This window comes from Pseudoalteromonas sp. 68 DY56-GL68 (assembly GCF_041414825.1).
Classification (GTDB): Bacteria; Pseudomonadota; Gammaproteobacteria; order Enterobacterales; family Alteromonadaceae; genus Pseudoalteromonas.
This window is the reverse complement of sequence record NZ_JAOCZL010000019.1, coordinates 36,473-62,258: the sequence shown is the minus strand read 5'-3', so window position 1 is coordinate 62,258 and position 25,786 is coordinate 36,473. Positions and strand designations below refer to the sequence as shown.

The following is a 25,786-nucleotide window of genomic DNA, read 5'->3' as shown; positions in this document are numbered from 1 at the left end:
TAGATGGACTTTTTTAATTACAAAGATAATCAGCTGTTCGCTGAAGACATCGCTGTCAAAGAGCTTGCCGAACAATATGGTACGCCTTGTTATATCTACTCACGAAAAACCTTTGAACGTCATTACTTGGCTTTTGCCGAAGCCGCAAAATCACATAAAAGCTTGGTGTGCTATGCCGTAAAAGCGAATTCAAATATTGCTGTACTCAACATCTTAGCGCGCCTTGGTTCTGGTTTCGATATTGTTTCAAAAGGGGAGCTTGCTCGTGTAATTCAAGCCGGTGGTGATGCATCTAAAGTGGTCTTTTCAGGGGTTGCCAAAACAGCTGATGAAATCGCCTATGCACTTGAATTGGGGATCAAGTGCTTTAATGTTGAATCAGTGGCGGAACTTGAGCGTATCTCAGAGGTCGCCACTTCACTAAATCGCATTGCACCCATTTCGATTCGTGTAAACCCTGATATCGATGCAAAAACCCATCCGTATATCTCTACCGGTTTAAAAGAGAATAAATTTGGTATTGATATTCAAACCGCTGTTGCTGTTTATCAGCATGCTGCATCTTTACCGAGCTTAAAAATAACAGGTGTTGATTGCCACATAGGTTCACAGTTAACAGAAATAAAACCCTTCTTAGCAGCGCTTGAAAAAGTGCTTACTTTAATTGAACAACTAAAAGCCGTTGGCATCAAACTAACTCACCTTGATATTGGCGGTGGCCTTGGCGTGCCTTATAACGGCGAAACCCCACCTCACCCAAGCGAGTATGTTGACAAAATCACGGCCCGATTAGCTGATTATCAAGATCTAGAGCTTATTTTCGAGCCAGGCCGTGCTATTGCAGCCAACGCGGGTATATTAGTCACCAAGGTTGAGTTTATTAAACAAAATCGAGACAAATACTTTGCCATTGTTGATGCTGGCATGAACGATATGCTTCGCCCATCACTTTACCAAGCGTGGCAAAGTATTGTTCCTGTTATCCCACGCGCAGACGATACTAAAAGCCACAACTACGATATTGTGGGTCCTGTGTGTGAAACTGGTGATTTTTTAGGTAAGGATCGTCAACTCGCTCTTCAAGCAGGCGATTTACTCGCACAGCGCAGTGCGGGGGCTTATGGCTTTACGATGAGTTCAAACTATAACTCACGCCCTCGTGTTGCAGAGATAATGGTTGATGGAGAACAAAGTTATTTAATCCGTCAACGTGAAACTCTTGAAAGCCTTTGGCAAGGTGAGAAAATTTTACCATAAACGTTTTTATAACCGCCCTGCTCTGTGGCATGATTAGCTCAGAGCAAACCCGAATTAGAGCGTTATGTTAGTTAATTTCTCAAAAATGCACGGCCTAGGTAATGACTTTGTTGTTATTGATAACATTACTCAAAATGTTTTCTTATCGCGAGATCAAATTAAAAAGCTGGCAGATCGCCACTTCGGCATAGGCTTTGACCAATTACTCATGGTAGAGGCACCCTATTCTCCGGACCTAGATTTTCACTACCGTATTTTTAATGCTGATGGTAATGAAGTCGAGCAATGTGGTAATGGTGCCCGCTGCTTTGCTCGGTTTGTGCGTATGAAAGGCTTAACAAACAAGCACAAAATCACCGTATCAACCAAATCGGGAAATTTGACTTTATATATTGAGAAAGACGGCCAAGTAACGGTCAATATGGGCCACCCGGCTTTTGAACCAAATAAAATTCCACTTAAAGCCAGTAAACGAGAGCTCACTTATATTCTTCGCACTGAAGAACACACCATCTTTAGCGGTGCAGTCTCAATGGGTAACCCACACTGCGTATTAGAAGTCGATGATATTCAAACAGCTGATGTTGACACTTTAGGGCCACTGCTTGAAAACCATGAACGTTTTCCACAACGAGCCAATGTGGGCTTTATGCAGGTAATTTCGCAAGATCATATTAAACTAAGGGTGTGGGAACGCGGTGTTAGTGAAACCCTTGCTTGTGGAACAGGCGCATGTGCAGCAGTAGTGATTGGTCAAGCCCAAAGCAAGCTAGCAAACACAGTACAGGTCGATTTACCAGGCGGCAGCCTGCAAATTCGCTGGCAAGGTGAAGGCCACCCCGTAAGAATGACCGGTCCTGCGGAGCATGTTTTTGATGGGCAAGTAGCATTATGAGCAAACAAACAGAACAACAAATTGCAGAATACTTAAAGGCACACCCTGATTTTCTAGTTAATAACCCTGATGTGCTTGCAGGGCTTGAACTGCATCAACAAACAGAGGCGGCAACGTCGTTAGTACATATCCAGCAACGCCAACTGCGAGAGCACAACACCTTGCTGAGAAACAAAATTGCGACGTTAATTGAGCAAGCAAAAGAAAATGAGCTCATTTATCGCTTATTTAGTGAATGCCATCGTCAGCTTTGGACCAATTACGACTTTACAACACTGGCAAGTAACCTGCGCAATATAATTTGTACTAACCCCTCAATAAATGAGTGCCACCTTGTTAAGTATGATAAAAAGTTTGATGATTTAATCGCGCATCGCTTACAAGATACTGGCACTTATTTAGGTCGTGTAAATCAACAAGAGCGCGACTTACTGTTTTCTGATTCAACGCAATCTACCGCATTATATCTAATTGGTAACACTAAACATCCAGTGGCCATTTTGGCGTTTGGCAGCGATGATGTGAATCATTTTGAACCTGCTAAAGATAGCTTCTTCGTACTCGATTTTGTGCGCTCATTACAGCTACGCTTACTGGAACTTGCATGAGTGAGGAAATTGCGCCAAATACAGACGAGTTAAGCGATGGTTGGCGCACGCCTATCCAACTTTTTGCAGACTACTTGCGCTATGAAAAACAATATTCAGCGCACACCATAAGCCAATACACCAGCCAACTAGGCTTTGCTGCTTTGTACTTTAGTAAGCTTTGTGAAAGCTGGTTTGATGTACAAGGTGAGCATATTCGTCGTTACAGTATGCAATTGCGAAGTAAACAATTAAGTGGCCGCACGATTAGTTTAAAACTGAGCTGTATTCGTAGCTTGTATAAATTTTTAAAAGCCAAAAACATTGCAAACCAAACACATTACCACAACCCTGCCGAAGCCATTAAAGGACCTAAATTTTCTAAGCCATTACCCAAAAATTTAGACGTTGATCAAATGGCAAAGCTATTAGAACTCCCTGATGATGAACCATTGGCTATTCGCGACAAAGCAATGATGGAATTAATGTACTCTTCTGGTCTGCGCATTAGCGAGTTAGTTGGCGCTAACATACAAGATATTAACCCCACAGAAGGGGAAATGTTAGTACGCGGTAAGGGTAACAAAGAGCGCTTACTCCCTGTTGGAAGTAAAGCCCTCAATGCTTTAAAAGCATGGCTAAAAATTCGCCCACAATTTGCACACCCAGATGAGAGCGCAGTCTTTGTTAGTAGCCAAAAAAAACGTATTTCAGTACGCCAAGTGCGCCTGCGCATGCAAGAATGGGGCATTAAACAAGGCATAAGCTCGCAAGTACATCCGCATAAGTTACGCCACTCATTTGCCTCACATATTCTAGAATCATCCGGTGATTTACGTGCTGTGCAAGAGTTATTAGGGCACAGCAGTTTATCGGCAACACAAGTTTATACACACCTTGATTTTCAGCATTTAGCCAAAGTCTATGACAACACCCATCCACGCGCTAAAAAGCGCTCAACACCAGAGTAACCCGTTGTAATTATGATCCGATTTAATCGTGCCTTATCGCCAGTATCTGTGTTAAGTTTTGATTTAGATGACACGCTATACAATAACCATCCAATCATAAAATCAGCTTTGCAAGCGCAAGCCGATTACCTCGCTAAAATAGAGCAATGGCCAACCGATAGCACGACTTATTGGCTAAAGTGTCGCGATAATGTCTTAAAACAAGATACAACATTAATCGATGATGTAACTCGTTGGCGACAAGCCGCCTTGTTGTATGCCATGACAGACTTGGGGTTTGATAAAGAAGCCGCTCAGCAGCATGCACATCAAGCCTATCAAGCTTTTGCCAATGCCCGCAGCCAAGTAACCGTTGCTAATGATGTACTTAATTTACTTGCTAACCTTAATAAACAGTACCGTTTAATTGCCATCACCAATGGGAATGTTGAGGTAGAAAAATTTAATCTCAACGGTGTTTTTGAGCTTGTTTTACAAGCAGGCCCGCACGGCAAAGCAAAACCACACAGCGCCTTATTTGATAGTGCAGCTGCCAAGCTAAACGTCCCTCATAATGAGATTTTGCATATTGGTGATAGCCTAGACACGGATGTACAAGGGGCTAATAACGCAGGCTGCCAAAGCGTTTGGCTGAATAACCAAGAAGCTCAATACCAATATAAAGGCCTAGCAGATATCGAAATCAGTAACATTCTAGCCCTTCGTTACTTAGTTAAAAGCTAACTATTTTTTAATTTGTTTTATGCTGATAAAGTAACCAAGTTAAGAGAAGTCTTTTTACAGGCAAGATAGATGAATACTCTACTTAAATTAATATTGGTGTGTTCTCTTTGTTTAAATACTTATTTTATATGGCAAATAAACTCTCAATACGCCCCTGAAGTAACGCCAGAGCAAGCCACTACTAAGACGCTAGAAAAAACCACTGTTTTGCCCAGTGAGTTTGAACAAGCTATTGTATTTTTTAACAACCAACAATTTGATAAAGCAATTGAGTTTTATACACAACTTCTTGCAAACGACCCTCACCAAGCCAAACAATTAAAACAAGCTTGGCAACAAGAGGTTGAAGCTTGGCTCTCAGGTCACGATGAAGATTTAAGCGAGCTGTTTCTAAGCACATTTTTAAAACGTCATCCTTATGACATTACAATGCTAAAACTTGATGCTAAACGACTTATCAATCAAGGCCATCTTCAGCAAGGGATCGTGAGCTTAATGGCATTAGCAAATAGATTGGATAGCAATCAACAAGGCTCTTTAGCTAAACAGATTGAGGAATTAGTCACTTTACAGATCAATGCCCTCACTCAGGCACAACAATGGCAACAACTACTAGAGCACAGCTTACAGTGGCTAGACTATGCGCCACATAACCCACACTACTTATATACTTATGCAATGGCTTATTATCAGCTAGGAGACTATGTTGCCAGTCAAGTAGCCCTTGAGCAACTACCTGAAAATCATGCATTTATAAACCAAGCCAATGAGTTACGTCATAAATTACAGCAAGCATTAACTGGCGTGGATATCATTGAACTCACCCCTCGTGGCGCGCACTATTTGGTTAACAGTGTTATTAATGACACTCTGCACATTAAATTAATGATAGATACGGGGGCTAGCTTCACCGTGATAAACCAAGCGCAGCTGGATAACCTCACAGAGCCAGCCATTTTTATAGGTACGCTACAAGTCAATACTGCAAATGGCATCGTTACAGCTAAGCGTTATAGACTACGCTCTTTTCAAATTGGTCAACAATATATAGATAATTTTGATGTATTAGTGATAGATAATCACTCTGGCGTTGGATTACTAGGTATGAACTTTCTCGGAAATTATAAGTTTAATATCAATCAACAACAGGATGAGTTAGAGTTAATAAAAAGTAACAATTAAGGATGAAGCATGACACTCAATGAATTTTTAGCAAAACTAGCAGATACACCCACATTGATTGAATTCACTGATACCATGGCCGTTATCGAGCAAAACTACCATTTCACTCCCAGTGGGTTTAATAACCATGGGCTTATTAGCTCAGCAAATGAAAATAATGGCTCATGTAAGATCTTTGCCTTTGCCAAACTGAACCAATTGAGTAAACAAAACACATTAGATTGTTTCGGTGCTTTTTACCGTGACGATGTGCTTAAGCATCCTGATGCACATGATCACATGAATATTCGTACATTTATGCTCGCACCAGAAGCCACGCCCTTTTTGGGAGTAACATTCACGGAAGAAAATGTTCTAACGGCCAAATTTGAGCTATAGGCTTTTTTCCATAAAGTAGCGGCAACCATCAAGTGGGTAATTGGCCATTTGGTATTTCACTTGGTAACCGTTTTTCTCATAAAAAGGCTTTGCTTGGAAGTCGAGTGTATCAAGTTGAGCTATATTTGCGCCAAGCGCAGTAGCTTTACTTTCAAGCTCATTCAACAGTCGCGAGGCAAGGCCTCTACCTCTAACAGAGTCATCACACCATAGCCAATTTATTAATAACCAATTGCCAAATACTTGGCCACTAATACCTGCAACCATTACTCGCTTTTTATCAACAAACTTAAAGCCTAATGGAATACGTTCTGCGTTAAAATACTGCTTGTTATAAGTAACAATATGCGCTCTTAGCTCATCACTTAACTCTACTGAATCATCACTTTTTAATTGATACATAGCATACCTATAAAATGTTATGACTCAGTATACGCTTTAAAATCAATCAGTATAGATGATTCTTGCCATAAGGGACCTCAAGCATATTGCTGGCGAGCTTCTCTGGCTGCCCACACATTTCATCATAAGCACTGGTGTGGCGTAAAACCATATCACCATAACTTAAGTGATCGAGGCGCTTTTGAATGTGCAACGGACTGATGTCGCGAATAAACTCACCTTGCTCATCAGTGACATAATATTCAACGTTATTGATCACCACAGACACCTGATACAGTGCCATTTCCAACGAATGAAGGATAACCTTTTGCAGTGGTTGGTGCGCTGCAAGTTCAGATAACTTAATTGCCATGTCGAACCCCCTTTTTTCTTCTTATACGCGGGTTTGATATACTGTGATCAAATTAACTGTACAAAAATCACCCATGTCAGAAAAAGTACGACTTGCTAAATTTATTGCCCATGCAGGTGTTTGTTCTCGAAAGCAAGCATCGCGCTTGATAGATCAAGGTGAGGTAACAGTAAATGGCCGTGCTGCAAATCACATAGATCACGTAGATGAGCACGATGATGTGATGGTATTTGGCGAAAAAATTTCAGCAAAAGCACCACTTACCTACTTTGCGTATCACAAGCCTGTTGGTATAGATTGCAAATTAAATGCTGACGACCCAACAAGCCTTATTCATAGCCTGCCTAAAACCACTCGCGTTTACCCAATTGGCCGGCTCGACAAAGACTCCCGAGGTTTGTTGATTTTGACCAATGACGGTGAGTTTTGTAATCAACTGATCCACCCTGATTACCACCAACCTAAACGCTATTTAGTCACCGTTGATAAACCACTTGATAGTGATTTTTGTAAAAAAATGGCGGGCGGTGTGCCTGTAGATAAACAAATAACCCTTCCTTGTGAGGTGACTCAAGTCGGCGAAACGCAGTTTTGCACCGTCTTAAAACAAGGTCTAAATCGGCAAATACGTAAAATGGCTCGTTTTTGTGGCTACAAAGTCATCGACCTTTACCGCACAGATATCGCAAAGCTTTCACTCACCACGCTGAATTTGCCTGAAGGACAGATAGTCAGTATCAAAAAAAGTGACATTATCTAACAAAAAAGTTTGCATTAATTGATTACGCGTGTAATCTTAAATCAAAGATTACATCTGTAGGCATAAAAATGATTGAACTTTCTAAGGCTGAATTCGAAGTATTAGATGCTGTGTGGATTAACTACCCTGCCACGGCAAGTGAAGTAATTGCGCGTTTAAGTGACGATAAAGAATGGCACGAAAAAACCATCAAAACGCTACTAAGTCGTTTAGTTAAAAAAGGCGCACTAAGCTTCGAAAAACAAGGTCGTCAATATAACTACACTCCCTGCATTGCCCGTGAAGAATACACATTAAAAGAAAGCCAAAGCTTTATTGAACGCTTTTTTAACGGCCGTATTGCACCATTAGTGAGTGGTTTTGCTAAGTCAGAGCAACTCTCACAACATGATATTGATGAGCTAAAAAAGGTCATTGATGATTGGGAAAAACAGCAAAAGTAAGGCGTTGTTATGTTAGATGCATTTTTTAATTGGCTGTTAGATCAACAGCTTTTGATCTCATCTGCAATTTTGTTTTTATTGCTGCTAGAGCGAAAGCTACTAAGCCAACTGTCGGCACGCTTAGTTTATACACTGTGGGCGCTATTACCAATTAGTTTATTGTTAGCGAACTTACCTGATCACTTAAAGCCAATTCAAAACGACTTTATCAGTAAGCTGACTATCACGCCAAACACAGAAGTAATGCCGCAATTTACGCTAACTTGGTTTGCTATTTATGGTTTTATTAGTGCAGCACTGCTGATCACTGCCGTGTATTTTCATTACCGCTTTTTAGCAAAACTGCAATTAGCACCAATTACGGTTGATCATCACAGCAACCAAAACATGCGTTTATACCAAAGTAAACAAGTGAGCTCACCGATGGTTGTAGGAGTTATAAATACTAAGCTAGTGCTGCCAACAAACTACCAAAGCCACTACGATAGCCATGCTTTAGCGCTAATTTTAGAGCATGAATCAGTGCACATTAAACGCAAAGATAACCTAATTAATGCCATCGCTTTAAGTGCCACTATTTTGCTGTGGTTTAACCCTGTCGCTTGGCTTGGTTATGCAAGTCTTCGCCGTATTCAAGAGCTTTCATGTGATGAGCAAGTACTCAAAAATAAATCAACTGAACAACGAATTTTATACAGTAAGGCATTAGTGCACTGTGCAAGCTTTAGCAGAGCAGGCTTAATGGCTTATTCACAATACGGAGATAAAAACACCATGTTACAACGTCTAAATCAAATAAAGCAGATCGACAACAGCTCATTTATCGCAAAAACAGCGTTAGTTATTTTTACAACAGGCATGCTTAGCAGCTTTGCCATTGCAAAACAGCCGATGTCAGTTGAAAAGACAAAAGACTATCAAGCGGTTATGCGCGTAGAGCCGATATACCCCATTCAAGCTGCGGAGCAAGGCATTAGCGGTTCAGTCGTTTTGAAATACGATATTTTACCAAGTGGCGCCACCAGCAATGTCAGTGTGGTAAGCGCAGAACCTGAAGCTGTTTTCAATCGAGAAGCGAAAAGAGCCTTAAAAAAATGGCAGTATGCGCCATCTGAATCTGGCTATAAAAACGCCTTAGTACAACTCGATTTCGCCTTAGACGAAAACTATCAAGCAAAGGATTTAATTGAGAAAATTAAAGTTAGCTCTAAGTAAGAGTAACCACTTAAGACCCTAAAGCAAGCGCCTTATTTAAGCCGCTTGCTTTGTGGTTTTTGACTAGAGGCAAAGAGCAATCATTGCCACAGCACTTACATAGCCAACAAGCCAAACTAACGAGCGCAAAATATCTTGGTTTATATAGTAAAAAATACAATATAGTACACGAGCAATTATATGCACAACAGCTAACATTTCAGTGGCTTGATAAACATTGTTGGTCGCAATTACCACCGCTAAAGCAACAGCAAAAACGGTTAATGACTCAAAACTGTTTTGATGAGCAGCCAGCGCCCTCGCCCCAAAACCTGTCAACTTACTTTGTTGATCTCTTGGGTGTTTATTGTCATATCCTTCAAGCTTATTTTGTGCAAAAGCCACTGGCGCTTTGGCTAAATAGGGTATGAGCACTGCGATGAGTGCGCAGATAATAAGTGTGGTCATGATATTTCCTTATTTTGTTTGTAACATTACCCTATCGCAAACAAAAAAAAGCCGCTACTTATAACAGCAGCGGCCAGCAATAGCATCATTGTCACTATAGCCTAATGACCGCATAAAAGCCCTGCGGCATATTGTCACAGCTGAGTTTTCCTCAAGTTGGTCGATAAGCTGATGCCCTAATACTTTGGTTTTGTTACTCTATACCCAAGCCCCCTCATTAATTTATTTTCAGTATGACTTGGATTTTCTTAACTATTTTTGCGGCATTTATGCAGTCGTGGCGCAACGCTCTGCAAAGTCAACTCAGTGCAACAGTGAGTGTTGCTGGGGTAACGCTTGCTCGCTTTATCGTTGCCAGCCCAATTGCTGCCCTGTATTTATTTGCACTTTATCAGTATCAAGACGCCGCACTTCCTGACTTTAATCTGGCTTTTATTGGCTACATTATTGGCGCCAGTATCGTCCAAATTGTTGCCACAGGTTTAATGGTTAAACTGTTTAAAATGAATAACTTTGCAGTCGGTGCAGGGCTTGCTAAAAGTGAAGCACTGATGGCGGCGATTTTAGGTGTTATGTTCTTTGGCTCAGTACTGTCATTGCTAGGTTGGGTTGGGGTATTTATTGGTGCAATTGCGGTATTGCTATTAAGTGGCATTGCGAATGTAAAACACTTTAATTTGGGCACTGCACTCCTTGGGCTTGCTTGTGGTACTTCATTCGCCCTTTCATCGTCATGGATCCGTGAGGCAAGTTTAAATTCAGGACTGACTTTCCCGCACTCTGCAGCTTGGGTACTGGTACTGATAATCAGTTTACAAACGCTGATGCTGTGCGCTTATATTGCACTCAAAGAGCGCGATACATTTAAGAAAATGTGGCAACACAAAGGCACCACTACCGCTGTCAGTGTTTGTAGCTGTTTAGGTTCCATTGGTTGGTTTAGCGCCATGAGCTTGCAGCATGTTGCTTATGTAAAAACACTGGGGCAAATAGAGGTATTCTTTACCATTTTGGTATCGATTCTTTGGTTAAAACAGCCGTTAAAGCGCCAAGACACAGCGGGGCTTGTGTTAATTGCGCTGGCAGCCATTCTGGTAATGCTACCCAACTAGATGCGTTTCTAGTCATTAAAAAAGCGGCTATGCCGCTTTTTTAATGACTAATTTTTAGCGTTATCACACCACTGATTATCAGCAGTACTCCGGCAATGCGGCCAAATGTGGCAGCATCACTATAAAATAAAATACCGACCAAGAAAGTGCCCGCAGCGCCGATGCCTGTCCATACTGCATAGGATGTCCCCATCGGAATATCCTTTTGCGCCAACCACAACATAAAGCCACTAGCGACCATAAAGGCGACGGCTATCGCAATGCCTAACCAGCGACTCTCTGATTCTTGAGACATTTTAAGACCGACTGGCCAGCCTATTTCTAACAACCCTGCGACAATTAAATACAACCACGCCATTATTGATCTCGCTTTTTCAGGATCACGTCATATAAATCTTCACGGCGATCTTTTAAGTTTCTTACCGTGCCTTCACTGTGAAGAATTTTCAGTTTATCCATATCTAAATCACTGAATAACAGCATTTCGGTATTCGGTGTTGCTTCGTTCAAGGTCGCATCATGCGGGAATGAGAAATCAGAAGGGGTAAGCACTGCCGATTGCGAGTACTGTACGTCTAAGCTCTCTACCTCAGGTAGGTTACCAACCGAGCCTGCAATCACAACATAACACTCATTTTCGATTGCACGTGCTTGCGCACAATGACGAACACGTAAGTAGCTATTTTTAGTATCCGTCCAAAATGGTACAAATAAGATATCTAGCCCTTGCTTAGCGAGAATACGCGACAGTTCAGGGAACTCAACATCGTAACAAATTTGAATACCGACACGGCCAGCATCCGTTTCAAATACGGCAATTTTGTCACCCCCTTGGATTACCCAGTCATTTTGCTCATGGGGCGTGATATGTATTTTGCGCTGCTCATCAATTTTACCGCTACGGTGGCACAAATAGCTGACATTATAAATCTTGTCATCTTCAGCGAGCGGCATTGAGCCGGTAATAATATTGGCATTGTATTCAACTGCCATGCGCGACATCGCATCACGGAACGTTTCAGTGTATTCGGCTAAATAACGAATGGCTTCCGTTTGATTGCACTGCTCGGTTAAGCCCATTAACGGCGCATTGAAAAATTCCGGAAATAAAATAAAGTCGCTTTTATAGTCAGACACCGTATCAACAAAATACTCAACTTGCTTAAGTAACTCCTCAACTGAGTCGACGCAGCGCATTTGCCACTGTACAGCACCAACACGCACTATAGATTTAGTTGATTCAAGTACCGTATCTGTGGGTTCAAACATAATGTTATTCCACTCTAGTAAAGTGGCATAACCCACTGACTCCTGATCTTCTGGTAGGTATTTTTTAAGTAAGCGCTTTACTTGGAAATCGTTAGAAAGTTGAAAACTTAGAATTGGATCATAAAGCTCTTTATGATCAACCTTTTCGATGTACTCCATGGGTGACATTTCAGAGCTATGATTGTAATAACGTGGAATACGCCCACCCGCTAAAATAGCGCGTAAGTTATACTGACGGCATAATTCTTTACGCGCATCGTATAAGCGTCGGCCAAGTCTCATACCCCGGTGAGTTGATGATATAACCACATCTAAACCATAAAGTGCATCGCCTTCTGGGTCGCTAAAAACACGGTCGTGACCATCAACAATATCTTCGTAGGTATGCGGGTTAGAAAAACGTGCGTAATCTACTTGCACACTCAAAGCGATACCCACAAGCACACCGTCATCAACAATGCCGATTTGACCTTCAGGGAACTGATCGATTAAACGAAAAATGGTGTGGCTTGGCCACGCTCCACCTAGGCCTGGGTACGCTTGATCCATCAGAACTTTGATTTGTGGATACTGCTCTTTGGTTAAATTACAAATCTCTAGATGCGTTTTTTCAGCCGACATACATACTCCTTTAGGGCATAACAGGAAACACAAAGCAAACTATACGGTAACACCTTTAAAATAGCTCTTTTAGAGTGGCATCAATTACACACTATGCCAAGTATCAGCATAATAAACATCGTATGAATATGCGTTTAATTAAATCCACTCACAATAAACTTATCAATGATTCAAGGTGATATTGGTGATTTATTCATCAGCAAGGCTATTTTCATCTATACTTTGTGTTTAAACGCCTGCTTGTATGAGGTTCATTTGATAAAACATTTACTAAAACAATCAAAGCAGTCAGGTTTAGAAGAAATAGAACAAGTAAAGTTTTTAATCATTTCTAAAATCGCATATTTCGCACTGGTAGTGCATGCGTTGCTCATTCCACTTTTTGCCCATGTGGGCGCTATTACTTTAGCTTTAGTCAATATTCTTAGCGTCGTTGCTTGGGGCAGCGGTATCTTTCTAATAAAACAAGGCTTGACCTCTTTAGCATTGAGGGTATTTTGTTTGGAAGTGCTTATCCATGCTGTAGTGGTATGCGCCACATTAGGGCTCGATTTAGGGTTTCAATTTTATTTGTGGACTATCTCCTGTATTTTGATGATTGACTACCAATTATCACTAAAACGCGCTGCACTATACAGCTTATTGATGATCACTACCTTTGCTCTTCTATACATCTTTTTCAACGATGTACCTTATCAATATACCTACCCGCAGCTTATTCCTTATGTACATTTAACAAATATTATCATTGCTGGTTTGCCTATGGTTTACGCTATTGGGCTGATCAGAGAAATTACGCTTTCACAACGTATTGAATTAACCGAAATGGCATCACGAGATCCTCTCACCAAACTTTATAATCGCCGCTTTGCTAAAAAATTAATTTTAGCAACCTACAGAAAAAGCATCGAAGCGGAGCAAAGTTTGTGCCTTGTCATGGCTGATATCGATCACTTTAAACAAATCAATGATACCTATGGTCATGACAAAGGCGATGCGATTTTAGTTAATATTGCACAAGCAATATGTGAATTCTTAAATGAAACAGATATAGCTGTACGCTGGGGCGGTGAGGAGTTTTTGCTCTTACTCGATAATACCGATGAGCATCACGGGTTACAAAAAATAGAGGCCTTGCGTGAATATATTGCGACACTAGACGCTCACCAAGAGCTGCCAAACTTATCGGTGACAATGAGTTTTGGTTTAATTGAATGGCAACCGCTTGCATCTTTAGAGAGCATGTTGCAGCAAGCTGATGCAGCGCTATATGACAGTAAAGATGCAGGAAGAAATACTACCACGGTTGTAAAAGCATTCTGTTTACAACTGGATGATACTGATGCGGTTAATTAACCGCATCTATCGTAATACTATGCATAATGCTCTGTGGCATAAGAGGGGTGAGACCTTCACTAACATAGTCATCAAATCCCGCACGATAAAACTCAGACAGTGGATGCCCAGACTGACCGCCAGGAATTGCCATTATAGCCTTATCTAAGTGCCCAGGCTGTACAATAAATCGTTGTGAGGCACCAAAACTACGCCCCTGTACTGCTGGCATAAAGGTATCACCAAACCCTGGAGCCGCTGGCATGTTGAGCAACTTTTTGAGTACGGGAATTTGTTTTGCAAATGGGTGCTCAATAACGAGCTCATTCACGCTTCCCCACTGCCAATTTTGCATATTCTGTCCATATTGAGTGGTCAGCTTATCAAGGGTACGATCAAACGCTGCTCGCATTTGCTCAGACCAATCAGCATAATCAGGATTTAACCAACCTTTCGGTTGAGTATTTATTAGTTGCCAAACAGCAGGTTCAAGATCTCGCTTCACGTGCTTTAAGCTGCCATCAAACGTTTGCAGTTCGTTTTCCAGCGGGCTGAAGAGGCCATTAATCACTTCATCACGGTAGTACTTCACTAATGTATAACCAATTGAATCTGCACATGCACATGCTTGCCAATTGTTTAACTCTGATAGATAAGCTTTATACTCATCGGGTCTACTTTCAAGTTGCTTTACAAGTAGGTTATGCCATTTTGTTAAAAAGCGAGCTTCATTATCATGCTGCAACTGATAAAAATCACTCTCTGTGAATTGCTGCTTTTCAAATAAACGGTCGCGGATCTGAGCTGAACGTGCGCCCATCGCATAAGCACCATTACCAAAGCGTTTATTATCTTCAGCCGAAACAACACGTGAGTTCCCAGTCCAAAGTCGACCACTTGCAGGGTTTTTAACATAGGGCCGCTCAGTTTCATTTTCGTGCCACCCTACAGGGTAATTTTGCTCCGAGACAGCAAGTTCACTAGGGACTTTGCGTGCAGGAATCGCCCCCATGTTCTTCCAAGCAGCATTCCCACGATCATCTACAACCATTAGATTTTGTACAGGAATACCAACATCAGCTGCAAGCGCTAACGCATCATCAACATTGTCTGCTTGCTCAAGCTTTATTAGGTCCATATTAACCGCATAATCATGATGTGCCACCCAACTTAGCGCATAAGGCTTACCGTTAATATTTTTTACTGGACCATACTCACTCATGGTCAGTGCATAGTTTTCACTACTACCATCATTAAGTAAAATCGCTTCATCTATCTGCCATGTTTTGTCGTGCCCGTCGAGTGCAATCCAATCTGCTGTATCCAAGTAGCCATTGGTAAAACCCCAAGCGACTTTATTGTTCGTGCCAACCACAATTGCAGGGGCACCAGGTAGCGAAACGCCTGTTATTTGTTGCATCTGGCCATTTAAAGGATAATTCAACTGCGCCCTATACCAAATAATCGGCACCGCAAACGACAAATGCATATCATCAGATAACATCCCAGCACCTGTTTGCGTTAAATCCCCCGTAACAGCCCAATTATTACTGCCTAACTCCTTCGTATCTTCAATATGCGTGATCATACTCAAAGGTGCTGATAAGGAAGGGATCGAGTGATTGTAAGGAGCTAGCTGACTATTATCGAGAGCAGCCTGATACAGGCTAGGTTGCGTAATAAAAGCAACCATCTCTTTACCAAATATTTGCTCTATTTGAATCAGGGTTTTATCTCGTTCAAAAGTCGCTGTTTGCAAATCTAAATACATACTAAAAATAGTCAGTAAGCTGTCTTCACTTTGCCATGGTTTCGCTGTAGCAGCTGTTAGTAAATATTCAAAACTATCAAAGCCCGTTTGCGCGTGTCCCTCATTCACACCTTTCGCATATGTCGCCAATAGTACTCGATCTGACGAAGGTAATTGCTCGAGTAAAATTTGGCTTCGTTTTCTCAACTGATGAAAGCGCATTGTTTTATCAAGTTCCAGCGCGGCTTTGCCAAATAGTTCACTTAACTCTCCAGCTGCATTTCGACGCAATAAATCCATTTGGAAAAAGCGATCTTGTCCATGAGCAAAGCCAAGCGCATATGCCGCATCTAAACGACTTTGTGCATGAATCACAGCTTGACCAAGCACATCTCGTTCGATCTTAACGGACTGTTCAATTGCTGTACTTTTTCCTTTGCCATCCAGCGCTGGCAAGCTTAAGTTCAACGCGCCATAAATAAGGCCCGTAGCCAATAACGCAACGACGAGTAGACTCATCAACAACCATTTAATTATTTTAAACATACTAAATACGCTTCCGCAGGAGTTATAGGCCTATAGTAACCAGTGTTTTATGAAAAAATAGTGTTTCGATACAAATAATTAAATTTAGTTTTACGATTGTGTGCTTCATTTTTATTTACGACAGAAATTGTCTATAGTAGGTAGATAGTATAAAAACCGATACCTCTCATGCCACTAGCTACTGAAAATGATAATAAAAAGCTAAAAAAACTAAAGCTCACCTTCTGGCTTTCTTTAGGTTTGATTATCCTAATCGGTCTAGTCATTGACCATATCAATTATACGCGAGAGAAAGACGCCTACCGTTCACAAGAACTTGCGAAAATAAGTACTTATCGCGCTGAGTTAGAATCAACGCTGGTGTCAAATATTCAACTCGTACGGGGTCTTGCTGTTGCTGTTGCTGCAGAGCCGAATCTTAACCAAGCCCGCTTTTCACAAATAGCAGCACCACTATTTGAAACCTCCTCTGAGCTCAGAAACATCGGCGGTGCACCCGATATGATAATAAGAATGACCCATCCCCTTGGGGGAAATGAAAAAGCAATTGGGTTAAATTTTTTAAAAAATAAAGCCCAACGCTCAGATGCCATAAAAGCACGGGATGAGAATAAAATTGTTATGGCGGGTCCCCTAGAGCTGGTACAAGGCGGCCAAGCACTCATTGCTAGAGTGCCCGTATTTACCCAGCCAAACAATCAATTTTGGGGTCTGTTATCGGTCGTTTTAGATATAAATAAAGTGTATAAAAACGCTGGACTCACGTCGCTTAGTAATGAGTATGAACTTGCACTGCAAGGACGAAATGGCAAAGGGCTGGATGGCGAGTTCTTTTATGGTGATGAACAAATTCTAGAGACTAACCCACTTAGCTTTAGCATTTCATTCTCAGGCGGTCAGTGGCAAATGTACGCCACACCTAAAAAAGGCTGGCAGCCTGCTAATTCTTCTATTTGGCCATTACGGCTGGCGATTATTCTAATTTGTGCTTTATTCGCAGGTGCATCTGTTTTTTTACTGAAAATGCTTGAACGCCAATACAGAAACGAGCGCATGCTCGAAACCATGAGCGGTTTAGCAAAAATAGGGGCTTGGTCCTTTAATCTCGAAACTAAAACAGTGTATTGGTCAGAAATGACTAAATTGATTTTTAAACTACCACTTTCAAGCCAGCCAGAATGGCCCAGTAATTTTAATTACTTCAAACCTGGCTACAGCAGAGACAAAATTCGTCATCTAACAGAGAAAGCGATTAAAAATGGCGAGAGCTTTGAAACACAAGTACAAATATTAACGAATGAGGGCAATCCTGTTTGGGTTCTTGTCAATGGCGAAGCCGAACATCACAACAAACGATGCGTGAAACTGTTTGGCTCTTTACAAGATATAGATGCCCGTAAACGTGTTGAACTTGAAAACAGCAAAATAGCCCTCCACAACGAAATTTTAGCCTCTTTAACTGTTAATGATGCGGTTTTAACAGGTAACCTCAACCTATCAAAACATATTATTGTGCAAGCAATTTGCCATGCGCTTGGTGTTGACCGTGCAGGAATCTGGCTCTTCAGTGATGATAGACAATCACTTAATACGTTTGCGATACACGACCAAAGCAACCCCCAATTCAGCGAATCTATTGCTCTACAGCAAATCGACTTCCCTAATTATTTTGACGCCATAAATAATCATGCTGTGATAAGCGCAAGTGATGCACAATGTGATGCTCTTACAAAAGACTTATCTGTTGATTACCTAGAACACTTTGATATTCGTTCGATGCTAACTGTTATCATTCCCACAGGTAGCAAAACGATGGGGGTGGTTTGCGCAGAAATGTGTCACAACCGACGTAAGTGGAGCAAAAATGAGGAAAGCTTTTTAATTGCGGTGGCGGCACTCATTGGCAGTTTACACGCCAGTCAACGACGAATTGAAACCGAACAGCAGCTTGTCCAAGCAAAAGAAGCGGCAGAGCAAGCGGTAAAAGCCAAAAGCGAATTTTTAGCCAGTATGAGCCATGAAATCCGAACCCCAATGAATGGCGTGATTGGCATGCTTAATATAATTAAACAAAGCAAGCTTGATGTTCAACAAAGTCATCACATTGCACTTGCTCAGTCATCGGCTGAATCTTTGCTGCATATCATTAATGATATTTTAGATTTCTCAAAAATCGAAGCCGGCAAACTAGACATAGAGAATGTATCGTTCAATGTATCGAAACTACTGGGAGATACCATTGAGTCCTTTGCAATCAAAGCAGAACAAAACAACACCAAGCTGATTCTTGATGCCACTCATATCAAACATGAATTTATCATTAGTGACCCAAATCGAATTCGTCAAATTATCAATAACCTACTAGGAAATGCCGTCAAGTTTACTAACGACGGTGAAATAATCGTCATAGCCAGCTACGAAGAAGCAGACAACGACAGCTTCTTGTGTTGTTCCATCATTGATTCAGGGGTTGGGATCAAAGCAGATAAACAAGCCACATTGTTCGACTCTTTTACTCAAGCTGATGCATCAACAACTCGTCAGTATGGCGGTACAGGACTTGGGCTTGCAATTGTGAAGCAGCTCTGTCAACTAATGGAGGGAGATGTTGGGGTAGTAAGTGCGCTAGGTGAAGGCAGCACCTTTAATTTTACTGTGAAAGTAAAGCTAGACCATGCACAACAACAACCCGAGCCGAGTCATATTATCGACAAGAAATTGATCCTCATTGCTGACAACTGCAAGCTAAGCAGCGGTATTGCTAAAAAACAATTGCAGCTATGGGGTGCTAAAGTAGAAATAATTAATAATATTGACGACTTACTTGCCCGTGCACAACAACCAACTGGCTGTCATTTTGATGCTATTTTTATCGACTACTCGCTATTCGCTAAAGCCTCTAAAGTTCAACAAAAAGCGTTTCAAACCCACTTTAATGCAAGCCGTTGTAAACGTATTTTAATGGCACCGATGAGTTTAACGGAGAAGCAAACGAGACATGTGTTAAAAGTAGAGAGTATTATTTTTAAACCCCTCACCCCTTCGGACTTATTTAACTCGCTTGCTAATGAAAAATACATTGAGCAACAGCACACAAACAAAGAACCGGTAAACGCAAAAATAGCAGAAGTTAACACTGACACTGAGTCGCAAGTGCTTTTAGTAGAAGATAATAAAGTAAATCAAATGGTGGCAAGTGCCCTGTTGAGACAAGCCGGAGTGAGCTTTGATATTGCAGAAAATGGCCTTGAAGCAATCTCATATTTGAGCAAGCGAGAAGACACTCCTTACGAGCTTGTATTAATGGACTGCCAAATGCCTGAAATGGACGGTTATCAAGCAACACGCTCAATTAGAGCTTCAGAAGCGGGTGTGGCTCATCAAGACGTTAATATCGTGGCCTTAACCGCGAATGCAATGCAAGGCGATAAAGAACGCTGTCTCAGTGCTGGTATGAATGACTATTTAACCAAACCACTTAACTTCGATGCTTTAAATAAAAAATTACAAATGTGGCTAAGCCCGTATAAACACAGAGAGTAAAACAATGCACTTATCATCAAACCAACAACGCGTTATTGGCTGCTTACTTGAAAAGCAAATCACAACCCCTGAGCACTACCCTCTCTCTTTAAATGCATTAACGAACGCTTGCAATCAAAAGTCAAACCGTGAACCGGTTTTATCGCTGAGCGAGTCTGATGTACAAAACATCATAGATGAACTGACCAATTTACGTTTAGTCACTGTTGATGAAGGCCTTTCAGGCCGAGTGAATAAATACGCGCATCGCTTTTGCAATACTCAGTTTGGCAGCTTACAGTTTACTGAGCAACAGCGTGCGATTATTTGCTTATTATTGCTAAGAGGGCCGCAGACCCCAGGCGAGTTACGCACCCGTAGTAATCGCCTCGCCGAGTTCTCTAATGTGAGTGAAGTTGAAATCGCCCTTGATGCCCTGATCGAACAAGAACATGTTGCTCGTTTAGCCCGTGAACCAGGTAAACGAGAAAGCCGTTATATGCACTTATTTGTTGACTCAGATAGCTTAGCAAAAGATATAGTTGATCATGAGTCTGAACAGGCCAGCGACAGCGAAGTTCAACAATTACGTGCCGAAATCGAAGAACTTAAGCAACAAATTAACGCGATAAAAGCGCATTTAGGTCTTTAATAAAAGCGTTGCTCGTAACATAATGTACAAGACGCTGAACAACCACAACGAAAATAGGAGCTCAACCATGCGTGCCGATATTCTGGCAGAAATGAAAGTCCAACCCACGATTGATGTGAAGGCGGAAATTACGCGCCGCGTCAACTTTCTAAAAAGCCGACTTCTAGCTGCGCATTCACGTTCGCTTGTATTAGGTATTAGTGGTGGTGTTGACTCATCAACATGTGGTCGTTTATGCCAATTAGCCATTGATGAATTAAACCAAGAACACAACACCAACGAATACCAATTCATCGCGGTGCGCCTACCTTACGGTGTACAAGCAGATGAAGACGAAGCACAAATGGCCGTTGATTTTATTAAACCCAGTAAGCGCATGACCGTAAACATCAAAGCAGCGGTTGACGGGATGCACGAACAAGCGATGGCGGCTGTGGTCGGTGGCGGCGTTGAGCTTCCTGATCAAGCAAAAATTGACTTTATTAAAGGCAATGTGAAAGCACGTCAGCGAATGGTAGCACAGTACGAAATTGCTGGTTTTAGCCAAGGTTTAGTTGTGGGCACTGACCACAGTGCTGAAAATATTACGGGGTTTTATACTAAATTTGGTGATGGCGCATGTGATTTAGCCCCTTTATTTGGTCTTTCGAAGCGTCAAGTAAGAGCCCTTGCCGAGCAGTTAGGAGCACCCGCTTTACTGGTCAATAAAGCACCAACAGCTGATTTAGAGTGCGATCGCCCAGGTTTAACAGATGAAGAGGCGCTAGGCCTAACGTACGAACAAATTGATGACTTTTTAGAAGGCAAAGATGTGACAAGCGAAGTAGAAGATAAACTAACCGCTATTTACTTACGTACCCAACATAAGCGCCAAGCTATACCCACTATTTATGACGAGCTTTAAGCTCAAAATATCGAAGGGCGATTTATAGCAATCAGCAAATAAATTGCCCTCCTTTCCTCGCTACACTGATGTTCCTTCCCTAGCATTACCGGCGTTTTCTCAATATGATAAATGATCGGTGTGAAAACTTTGCCCGTAAAAAGTTTTGCAACATGATTGCAGTAAAGATGAAATCGTTCTGTAATTTGGTTTATAGTGGCTAGAGTACAAACTAAATAGAAAGCTTAACACACAGACATCTAAGGATTTATACATAGTTTATGTCATCGCCTATTTTAATTACTGGCGCAGGCCAACGTATTGGACTCGCTTTGGCCGAGCATTTTTTAGCGCAAGGACAAGCAATCATAGTCACATACCGCACTCGCCACGATGCTATTGATATCCTCGCAGGTAAAGGAGCGACGTGTATTCATGCTGACTTTGATAGTGATGCAGCAATTACACATTTTATTGAACAACTAAAAAGCCATACTAATCAGCTAAAAGCAATTATTCATAACGCGTCGAGTTGGGACTGTGAAGCCAATAACCAAGATTATGCGACGCTGTTCGATAATATGATGCGCATTCATGCTAAAACCCCTTACTTAATCAATCTAGCAGCAGCTGATCTATTGCTTCATTATCAACAGAATACAGGTCAAGCTGCCGATATCATCCACATGACAGATTACGTGGTGGAAAAAGGCAGCCCTAAACATCTAGCCTACGCAGCAAGTAAAGCAGCACTCGATAACTTAACTAAATCATTTTCAGCGAAATTTTCACCGGCAATTAAAGTGAACGCAATTGCACCATCACTCATTATTTTTAATGATCATGACAGTGAAGAATACCGAGCCAAAACCATCAAAAAGTCTTTAATGGAAATTGAACCTGGCTGCACAGAAATTATTAATAGCGTCGAGCTACTACTTAACAGCCACTACATCACAGGACGTTCATTACCTGTAGATGGTGGCAGACATTTAAAATAACGTATTACTGAGAAATCTATGCACGATGATTTAAAAAAGAGCTATCAAGACATAATTAGCGCAGTAGGCGAAGACCCTCAACGAGAGGGCTTACTTGATACACCGAAACGCGCAGCAAAAGCGATGGAATACCTAACTAAAGGTTATCGCCAAACTCTTGATGAAATTACCAATAACGCCGTCTTCACCTCTGATGCTGACGACATGGTATTAATTCAAGATATTGAGCTTTACTCTATGTGCGAACACCACTTACTGCCATTTGTTGGTCGTTGTCACATTGCTTACATTCCAGATGGTAAAGTACTCGGTTTATCTAAATTTGCTCGTATTGTCGATATGTTTGCACGACGCTTCCAAATTCAGGAACAGCTTACTCATCAAATTGCAAAAGCTGTTGAAGAGGTCACAGGTGCAAAAGGTGTTGGTGTTATTGTTGAAGCAAAACATATGTGTATGATGATGCGCGGTGTTGAAAAACAAAATTCAAGCATGCGCACCTCAGTTATGCTTGGCAGCTTTAGAGCCGATCCAAAAACCCGTAATGAGTTTTTGCAGTTAGTTAGAGGGTAATCATGGCCAATGCAATTATCAATGTAACTAACCTCAGGCTAAGAACCTTTATTGGCTTTAACCCTGAAGAGCGTGAAAAAAAGCAAGATGTCGTGATTAACCTTGAAATTCACTACCCTGCTGAGCAAGCTTGTGAAACTGACGCTGTTGATAAAGCACTTAACTACAAGACCATTACTAAAGAAGTTATCGCTTTAGTCGAAGAAGGTCACTTCTTACTGCTAGAAAAGCTCGTTGCCGAGATTTTAGCTATTTGCCACCAGCATAAAAGTGTTCATTACGCCAAAGTCCGTGTTGATAAGCCACATGCGCTGCGTTTTGCGGACTCAGTATCGCTGACTCTCGATTGGCAGAAAAACTAAAAAAACTTTTCAAGCCCAACAGCAAAGGCAAGCACAGCTAAATAACGTGCTCCTTTGCCAAGGGCGACAAGTACCAGAAAAGTTAAGAACTTAACGCGAAAAATTCCACCGACCACAGTAAGTGGATCGCCCACCACTGGCAGCCAAGCAAACAATAGACTGTAAATACCGTATTTATTGAATTGTTTTTCAGCTTTTTCAATGGACTTTTTAGAGACCGGAAACCATTTACGGTCTTTAAAACGCATGACCTGTGTGCCAAGCCAATAATTAACACAACTACCAAGCACATTACCGAGTGTTGCACTAAGCCATAGCAACCAAAGAGAGTAGCTCCCTTTGGCAATCATTGCCGTCATTACCAACTCTGATGAACTAGGTAACAAAGTTGCTGAAATAAATGCAGTAAAAAAAAGCGAAAGATAAGCCATACATACCCAAAAAAAGAAAAGCTCAGCAACACTGCTGAGCTTTTCTAGTATATCTAATTTCTCAGTTTCATTTTATAAATTCAATGCTCAGCGGATAATCCACTTCTTTACCATCATTGGCTTTGATTGCCGATACAACAACCATAATAAACGCGAAAATTGCGATGACAGGTAATAAAATGACGCCGATGACAACAAACATCAACAAGAAACTAATGATATATGCAATCATCATCGTTAGCTGAAAATTTAATGACTTACGGCCATGTTCAGCCACTAACGGCATTTCATCCTTTTTGGCAAGCCACACAATGAGCGGCCCGATGACAGATCCGAAAGGAATTAATAATCCAGCAAATGAGCTTAAATGACATAGCATTGCCCACGTTCGGTGGTCCTTATTATCCGTTATAACTTCAACCTTTTGATTATCGTCCATTATGACTCCTTGTTATTTTTTCTCATCTTCACTATAGCGTTATATTTGCCTAGTTAATATACCATGAGTTGATTTAACCCGCTGTTTTCACCCCACCTCGTTACTGTGATAAAAAAGTGATAACTTCGTGAGGCTTTTATGATATTGCTATTTGATACTGTTTTTGAACAGTCAAAAACAGGAACAAATAATGAAAACTTTATCTTTAACTTTGCTAGCTGCTACAGCAATTTCTAGCTTCACGAGCCAAGCTGCTGAGCTAGATATCAAACTAACAAACCTCACTCAAGGTGTGCATTTTACACCTATTCTGATTACAGCCCACAGCAGTGATACATCACTTTTTGAAGTCGCAACACCAGCATCTACAGCGTTACAAACAATGGCTGAAGGTGGCAACATTGCACCTCTTGTTGATGAAGCAACAGCCGCAAATAGCGATATAGTTGCCAACCCAGCTGAAGGGTTACTTGCTCCGGCCGCATCGACAATGGCAAGCCTAACAACAACTGAAGGTAACGACTACTTATCTCTAACAGCCATGTTGTTGCCAACAAATGATGGTTTTGTCGGCTTGAATAGCTGGAAAATACCTACCGAAGCAGGTACTTACACTATTTACCTAAATGGCTATGATGCAGGCACTGAAGCTAATGATGAACGCGTTGTTGAAGGCTCAGGGGCTTTGGGCGTTCTCGGTATTCCTGCCGCACCAGGCGGAAATGCAGGCACTGGCGGTAGTGGTGTCACAAGCAGTGAAAGCAATACAATGGTACATATTCATCCTGGTAACTTAGGTGATGATGATCTTGAAGCAGGCATTAGTGACCTTGATAACACAGTACACAGATGGTTAAACCCAGTTGCTAAATTGACAGTAACGGTTAAGTAGGAGAGCTATTATGCTTCGTTTAACAAAAAGCTTGATCATCATTGCTTTTGGCGCCAGCCTCGCGGCCTGTGGTGACTCAAATAATAATCGCTCAGAGACTCCGCCTGAAGTCGTGTCACCTCCCGTTGTTAGTCCAGTCGTTACATACGAATTTACAATACAAGTAAGTAACTTAACTGCTGCACAACCATTATCACCAATTGCTGTGATTTCTCATACCGAAAACATGCTTTGGGAAATAGGTAGCCCTGCATCGACAGCACTTGAGGTAATGGCTGAAGGAGGAAACAACAGCGACCTATTAGCGGTTGATTTTGCAACCGCAGTTGCATCTGCCGATGCACCTCTTCCGCCAGGAAGTCAGGTAACATTATCACTCTCAACAGAGCAACTAGATTCATTAAAAATAAGCTTAGCAACCATGCTGGTGAATACAAATGATGCATTTACCGGTCTTAATGCAATAGATGTGTCTTCGTTAGCTGTAGATGAAGCGCTTACTTTTACTACATTTGCTTATGATGCTGGAACAGAGGCTAATTCAGAAGCCGCGGGGACAATCCCTGGACCAGCTGATTCAGGCGAAGGGTTTAATGAAGAGCGTGATGATGTTAACTATGTGGCTATGCACCCAGGTGTCGTTAGTCAACATGATGGTCTAAGTAGCTCTGTACTTAGCAGTCAACATAAGTTTGATAACCCATTGACTCAAGTTGTCATTACGCGGACGCAATAACATAGCACTCACTTGCGCTAAGGGCATAAGGAAGTGCCTTAGCGATTTGG

General features: G+C 41.5%; 28 protein-coding genes. 20 read left to right on the top strand and 8 right to left on the bottom strand.

Going from position 1 to position 25,786, the window contains the following annotated elements; genetic code table 11:
- Positions 1 to 3: 3 nt before the first annotated feature.
- From lysA to NYF15_RS11695, 7 genes are all read left to right on the top strand, one after another.
- The gene (gene lysA / locus NYF15_RS11725) at positions 4 to 1,257 is read left to right on the top strand and encodes a diaminopimelate decarboxylase (RefSeq protein ID WP_371353658.1); all 1,254 of its coding nucleotides are present in this window, start codon (positions 4 to 6) and stop codon (positions 1,255 to 1,257) included.
- 64 nt (positions 1,258 to 1,321) lie between these two features.
- Positions 1,322 to 2,152, top strand: a complete 831-nt coding sequence (gene dapF, locus NYF15_RS11720) for a diaminopimelate epimerase (RefSeq protein WP_371353657.1) — start codon at positions 1,322 to 1,324, stop codon at positions 2,150 to 2,152.
- Entirely contained in the window at positions 2,149 to 2,760 is a 612-nt protein-coding gene (locus tag NYF15_RS11715) for a DUF484 family protein (RefSeq protein WP_371353656.1), read from the top strand. The genes dapF and NYF15_RS11715 overlap by 4 nt, the downstream gene beginning before the upstream one ends.
- Positions 2,757 to 3,710: a tyrosine recombinase XerC gene (locus NYF15_RS11710; RefSeq protein ID WP_371353655.1), complete on the top strand. Its 954-nt coding sequence runs from the start codon at positions 2,757 to 2,759 to the stop codon at positions 3,708 to 3,710. Before NYF15_RS11715 ends, NYF15_RS11710 begins: the two co-directional genes overlap by 4 nt.
- Before the next feature lie 12 nt (positions 3,711 to 3,722).
- Positions 3,723 to 4,433 carry an HAD-IA family hydrolase gene (locus NYF15_RS11705; RefSeq protein WP_371353654.1) on the top strand — a complete coding sequence of 237 codons (711 nt, stop codon included), beginning with the start codon at positions 3,723 to 3,725 and terminating at the stop codon, positions 4,431 to 4,433.
- A gap of 69 nt (positions 4,434 to 4,502) precedes the next feature.
- A complete protein-coding gene (locus NYF15_RS11700; protein ID WP_371353653.1) occupies positions 4,503 to 5,615 on the top strand; it encodes a retroviral-like aspartic protease family protein in 1,113 nt (370 codons plus the stop codon).
- A 9-nt stretch (positions 5,616 to 5,624) separates the two neighbouring features.
- Positions 5,625 to 5,993 carry a HopJ type III effector protein gene (locus tag NYF15_RS11695; RefSeq protein ID WP_130150312.1) on the top strand — a complete coding sequence of 123 codons (369 nt, stop codon included), beginning with the start codon at positions 5,625 to 5,627 and terminating at the stop codon, positions 5,991 to 5,993.
- Here the strand turns inward: NYF15_RS11695 and NYF15_RS11690 are convergent.
- Both NYF15_RS11690 and NYF15_RS11685 read right to left on the bottom strand, forming a co-directional pair.
- Complete coding sequence (locus tag NYF15_RS11690) at positions 5,988 to 6,395, bottom strand: GNAT family N-acetyltransferase (RefSeq protein ID WP_371353652.1); 408 nt, start codon at positions 6,393 to 6,395, stop codon at positions 5,988 to 5,990. The two genes, NYF15_RS11695 and NYF15_RS11690, sit on opposite strands and share 6 nt — an antisense overlap.
- 46 nt (positions 6,396 to 6,441) lie before the next feature.
- Positions 6,442 to 6,747, bottom strand: a complete 306-nt coding sequence (locus NYF15_RS11685) for a DUF6482 family protein (protein ID WP_063700650.1) — start codon at positions 6,745 to 6,747, stop codon at positions 6,442 to 6,444.
- Between the two features lie 73 nt (positions 6,748 to 6,820).
- On the opposite strand from NYF15_RS11685, the gene NYF15_RS11680 reads away from it, so the two are divergent.
- The 3 genes from NYF15_RS11680 to NYF15_RS11670 all read left to right on the top strand — a co-directional run bounded on the left by NYF15_RS11680 (position 6,821) and on the right by NYF15_RS11670 (position 9,165).
- Positions 6,821 to 7,507, top strand: a complete 687-nt coding sequence (locus tag NYF15_RS11680) for a pseudouridine synthase (protein WP_371353669.1) — start codon at positions 6,821 to 6,823, stop codon at positions 7,505 to 7,507.
- A gap of 68 nt (positions 7,508 to 7,575) precedes the next feature.
- The gene (locus NYF15_RS11675; RefSeq protein WP_130150308.1) at positions 7,576 to 7,950 is read left to right on the top strand and encodes a BlaI/MecI/CopY family transcriptional regulator; all 375 of its coding nucleotides are present in this window, start codon (positions 7,576 to 7,578) and stop codon (positions 7,948 to 7,950) included.
- A gap of 9 nt (positions 7,951 to 7,959) precedes the next feature.
- On the top strand, positions 7,960 to 9,165 hold the full coding sequence (locus NYF15_RS11670; protein WP_371353651.1) for a TonB family protein: 1,206 nt from the start codon (positions 7,960 to 7,962) through the stop codon (positions 9,163 to 9,165).
- A gap of 63 nt (positions 9,166 to 9,228) precedes the next feature.
- Here NYF15_RS11670 and NYF15_RS11665 read toward each other — a convergent pair whose 3' ends face one another.
- Positions 9,229 to 9,612 (bottom strand): MAPEG family protein, encoded by a 384-nt coding sequence (locus NYF15_RS11665; protein ID WP_371353650.1) that lies wholly within the window; start codon positions 9,610 to 9,612, stop codon positions 9,229 to 9,231.
- 233 nt (positions 9,613 to 9,845) lie between these two features.
- On the opposite strand from NYF15_RS11665, the gene NYF15_RS11660 reads away from it, so the two are divergent.
- Positions 9,846 to 10,724, top strand: coding sequence for a multidrug transporter (locus tag NYF15_RS11660; RefSeq protein WP_371353649.1), 879 nt, complete (start codon positions 9,846 to 9,848; stop codon positions 10,722 to 10,724).
- Positions 10,725 to 10,764: 40 nt separating this feature from the next.
- On the opposite strand, the gene NYF15_RS11655 is transcribed toward NYF15_RS11660, so the two are convergent.
- Both NYF15_RS11655 and NYF15_RS11650 read right to left on the bottom strand, forming a co-directional pair.
- A complete protein-coding gene (locus NYF15_RS11655) occupies positions 10,765 to 11,082 on the bottom strand; it encodes a multidrug efflux SMR transporter (protein ID WP_371353648.1) in 318 nt (105 codons plus the stop codon).
- Positions 11,082 to 12,614: a carbon-nitrogen hydrolase family protein gene (locus NYF15_RS11650; protein ID WP_237120422.1), complete on the bottom strand. Its 1,533-nt coding sequence runs from the start codon at positions 12,612 to 12,614 to the stop codon at positions 11,082 to 11,084. Before NYF15_RS11650 ends, NYF15_RS11655 begins: the two co-directional genes overlap by 1 nt.
- Before the next feature lie 255 nt (positions 12,615 to 12,869).
- Here NYF15_RS11650 and NYF15_RS11645 point away from each other — a divergent pair, with 255 nt between their 5' ends.
- The gene (locus NYF15_RS11645) at positions 12,870 to 13,970 is read left to right on the top strand and encodes a GGDEF domain-containing protein (RefSeq protein WP_371353647.1); all 1,101 of its coding nucleotides are present in this window, start codon (positions 12,870 to 12,872) and stop codon (positions 13,968 to 13,970) included.
- Here NYF15_RS11645 and NYF15_RS11640 read toward each other — a convergent pair.
- On the bottom strand, positions 13,963 to 16,245 hold the full coding sequence (locus NYF15_RS11640) for a penicillin acylase family protein (RefSeq protein ID WP_371353646.1): 2,283 nt from the start codon (positions 16,243 to 16,245) through the stop codon (positions 13,963 to 13,965). The genes NYF15_RS11645 and NYF15_RS11640 overlap by 8 nt on opposite strands.
- 168 nt (positions 16,246 to 16,413) lie before the next feature.
- On the opposite strand from NYF15_RS11640, the gene NYF15_RS11635 reads away from it, so the two are divergent.
- The 6 genes from NYF15_RS11635 (at position 16,414) to folX (ending at position 23,238) form a co-directional block, all read left to right on the top strand.
- Positions 16,414 to 19,788, top strand: a complete 3,375-nt coding sequence (locus tag NYF15_RS11635; protein WP_371353645.1) for a response regulator — start codon at positions 16,414 to 16,416, stop codon at positions 19,786 to 19,788.
- A gap of 4 nt (positions 19,789 to 19,792) precedes the next feature.
- Complete coding sequence (locus tag NYF15_RS11630) at positions 19,793 to 20,419, top strand: YceH family protein (RefSeq protein WP_371353644.1); 627 nt, start codon at positions 19,793 to 19,795, stop codon at positions 20,417 to 20,419.
- Positions 20,420 to 20,486: 67 nt separating this feature from the next.
- Entirely contained in the window at positions 20,487 to 21,323 is an 837-nt protein-coding gene (nadE, locus tag NYF15_RS11625; RefSeq protein ID WP_371353643.1) for an ammonia-dependent NAD(+) synthetase, read from the top strand.
- A 260-nt stretch (positions 21,324 to 21,583) separates the two neighbouring features.
- A complete protein-coding gene (gene folM, locus NYF15_RS11620; RefSeq protein WP_130150288.1) occupies positions 21,584 to 22,303 on the top strand; it encodes a dihydromonapterin reductase in 720 nt (239 codons plus the stop codon).
- Between the two features lie 18 nt (positions 22,304 to 22,321).
- Positions 22,322 to 22,876: a GTP cyclohydrolase I FolE gene (gene folE, locus NYF15_RS11615; RefSeq protein WP_062569460.1), complete on the top strand. Its 555-nt coding sequence runs from the start codon at positions 22,322 to 22,324 to the stop codon at positions 22,874 to 22,876.
- A 2-nt stretch (positions 22,877 to 22,878) separates the two neighbouring features.
- Positions 22,879 to 23,238, top strand: coding sequence for a dihydroneopterin triphosphate 2'-epimerase (gene folX, locus NYF15_RS11610; protein ID WP_062569459.1), 360 nt, complete (start codon positions 22,879 to 22,881; stop codon positions 23,236 to 23,238).
- Here the strand turns inward: folX and NYF15_RS11605 are convergent.
- Together NYF15_RS11605 and NYF15_RS11600 are read right to left on the bottom strand one after the other, a co-directional pair.
- Entirely contained in the window at positions 23,235 to 23,669 is a 435-nt protein-coding gene (locus tag NYF15_RS11605) for a YqaA family protein (RefSeq protein WP_130150286.1), read from the bottom strand. The two genes, folX and NYF15_RS11605, sit on opposite strands and share 4 nt — an antisense overlap.
- A 67-nt stretch (positions 23,670 to 23,736) precedes the next feature.
- Positions 23,737 to 24,108, bottom strand: coding sequence for a DUF4870 domain-containing protein (locus NYF15_RS11600; RefSeq protein ID WP_062569457.1), 372 nt, complete (start codon positions 24,106 to 24,108; stop codon positions 23,737 to 23,739).
- Positions 24,109 to 24,298: 190 nt separating this feature from the next.
- Between NYF15_RS11600 and NYF15_RS11595 the strand changes: the two genes are divergently transcribed.
- Positions 24,299 to 25,000: a spondin domain-containing protein gene (locus tag NYF15_RS11595; protein WP_371353642.1), complete on the top strand. Its 702-nt coding sequence runs from the start codon at positions 24,299 to 24,301 to the stop codon at positions 24,998 to 25,000.
- A gap of 10 nt (positions 25,001 to 25,010) precedes the next feature.
- Entirely contained in the window at positions 25,011 to 25,736 is a 726-nt protein-coding gene (locus tag NYF15_RS11590; RefSeq protein ID WP_130150283.1) for a spondin domain-containing protein, read from the top strand.
- Positions 25,737 to 25,786: the final 50 nt, after the last annotated feature.

Bases quoted from the DNA above. Each gene is read 5' to 3' on its own strand.
- lysA (WP_371353658.1), top strand. From the start codon at position 4: ATGGACTTTTTTAATTACAAAGATAATCAGCTGTTCGCTGAAGACATC.
- dapF (WP_371353657.1), top strand. From the start codon at position 1,322: ATGTTAGTTAATTTCTCAAAAATGCACGGCCTAGGTAATGACTTTGTT.
- NYF15_RS11715 (WP_371353656.1), top strand. From the start codon at position 2,149: ATGAGCAAACAAACAGAACAACAAATTGCAGAATACTTAAAGGCACAC.
- NYF15_RS11710 (WP_371353655.1), top strand. From the start codon at position 2,757: ATGAGTGAGGAAATTGCGCCAAATACAGACGAGTTAAGCGATGGTTGG.
- NYF15_RS11705 (WP_371353654.1), top strand. From the start codon at position 3,723: ATGATCCGATTTAATCGTGCCTTATCGCCAGTATCTGTGTTAAGTTTT.
- NYF15_RS11700 (WP_371353653.1), top strand. From the start codon at position 4,503: ATGAATACTCTACTTAAATTAATATTGGTGTGTTCTCTTTGTTTAAAT.
- NYF15_RS11695 (WP_130150312.1), top strand. From the start codon at position 5,625: ATGACACTCAATGAATTTTTAGCAAAACTAGCAGATACACCCACATTG.
- NYF15_RS11690 (WP_371353652.1), bottom strand. From the start codon at position 6,395: ATGTATCAATTAAAAAGTGATGATTCAGTAGAGTTAAGTGATGAGCTA.
- NYF15_RS11685 (WP_063700650.1), bottom strand. From the start codon at position 6,747: ATGGCAATTAAGTTATCTGAACTTGCAGCGCACCAACCACTGCAAAAG.
- NYF15_RS11680 (WP_371353669.1), top strand. From the start codon at position 6,821: ATGTCAGAAAAAGTACGACTTGCTAAATTTATTGCCCATGCAGGTGTT.
- NYF15_RS11675 (WP_130150308.1), top strand. From the start codon at position 7,576: ATGATTGAACTTTCTAAGGCTGAATTCGAAGTATTAGATGCTGTGTGG.
- NYF15_RS11670 (WP_371353651.1), top strand. From the start codon at position 7,960: ATGTTAGATGCATTTTTTAATTGGCTGTTAGATCAACAGCTTTTGATC.
- NYF15_RS11665 (WP_371353650.1), bottom strand. From the start codon at position 9,612: ATGACCACACTTATTATCTGCGCACTCATCGCAGTGCTCATACCCTAT.
- NYF15_RS11660 (WP_371353649.1), top strand. From the start codon at position 9,846: ATGACTTGGATTTTCTTAACTATTTTTGCGGCATTTATGCAGTCGTGG.
- NYF15_RS11655 (WP_371353648.1), bottom strand. From the start codon at position 11,082: ATGGCGTGGTTGTATTTAATTGTCGCAGGGTTGTTAGAAATAGGCTGG.
- NYF15_RS11650 (WP_237120422.1), bottom strand. From the start codon at position 12,614: ATGTCGGCTGAAAAAACGCATCTAGAGATTTGTAATTTAACCAAAGAG.
- NYF15_RS11640 (WP_371353646.1), bottom strand. From the start codon at position 16,245: ATGTTTAAAATAATTAAATGGTTGTTGATGAGTCTACTCGTCGTTGCG.
- NYF15_RS11635 (WP_371353645.1), top strand. From the start codon at position 16,414: ATGCCACTAGCTACTGAAAATGATAATAAAAAGCTAAAAAAACTAAAG.
- NYF15_RS11630 (WP_371353644.1), top strand. From the start codon at position 19,793: ATGCACTTATCATCAAACCAACAACGCGTTATTGGCTGCTTACTTGAA.
- nadE (WP_371353643.1), top strand. From the start codon at position 20,487: ATGCGTGCCGATATTCTGGCAGAAATGAAAGTCCAACCCACGATTGAT.
- folM (WP_130150288.1), top strand. From the start codon at position 21,584: ATGTCATCGCCTATTTTAATTACTGGCGCAGGCCAACGTATTGGACTC.
- folE (WP_062569460.1), top strand. From the start codon at position 22,322: ATGCACGATGATTTAAAAAAGAGCTATCAAGACATAATTAGCGCAGTA.
- folX (WP_062569459.1), top strand. From the start codon at position 22,879: ATGGCCAATGCAATTATCAATGTAACTAACCTCAGGCTAAGAACCTTT.
- NYF15_RS11605 (WP_130150286.1), bottom strand. From the start codon at position 23,669: ATGGCTTATCTTTCGCTTTTTTTTACTGCATTTATTTCAGCAACTTTG.
- NYF15_RS11600 (WP_062569457.1), bottom strand. From the start codon at position 24,108: ATGGACGATAATCAAAAGGTTGAAGTTATAACGGATAATAAGGACCAC.
- NYF15_RS11595 (WP_371353642.1), top strand. From the start codon at position 24,299: ATGAAAACTTTATCTTTAACTTTGCTAGCTGCTACAGCAATTTCTAGC.
- NYF15_RS11590 (WP_130150283.1), top strand. From the start codon at position 25,011: ATGCTTCGTTTAACAAAAAGCTTGATCATCATTGCTTTTGGCGCCAGC.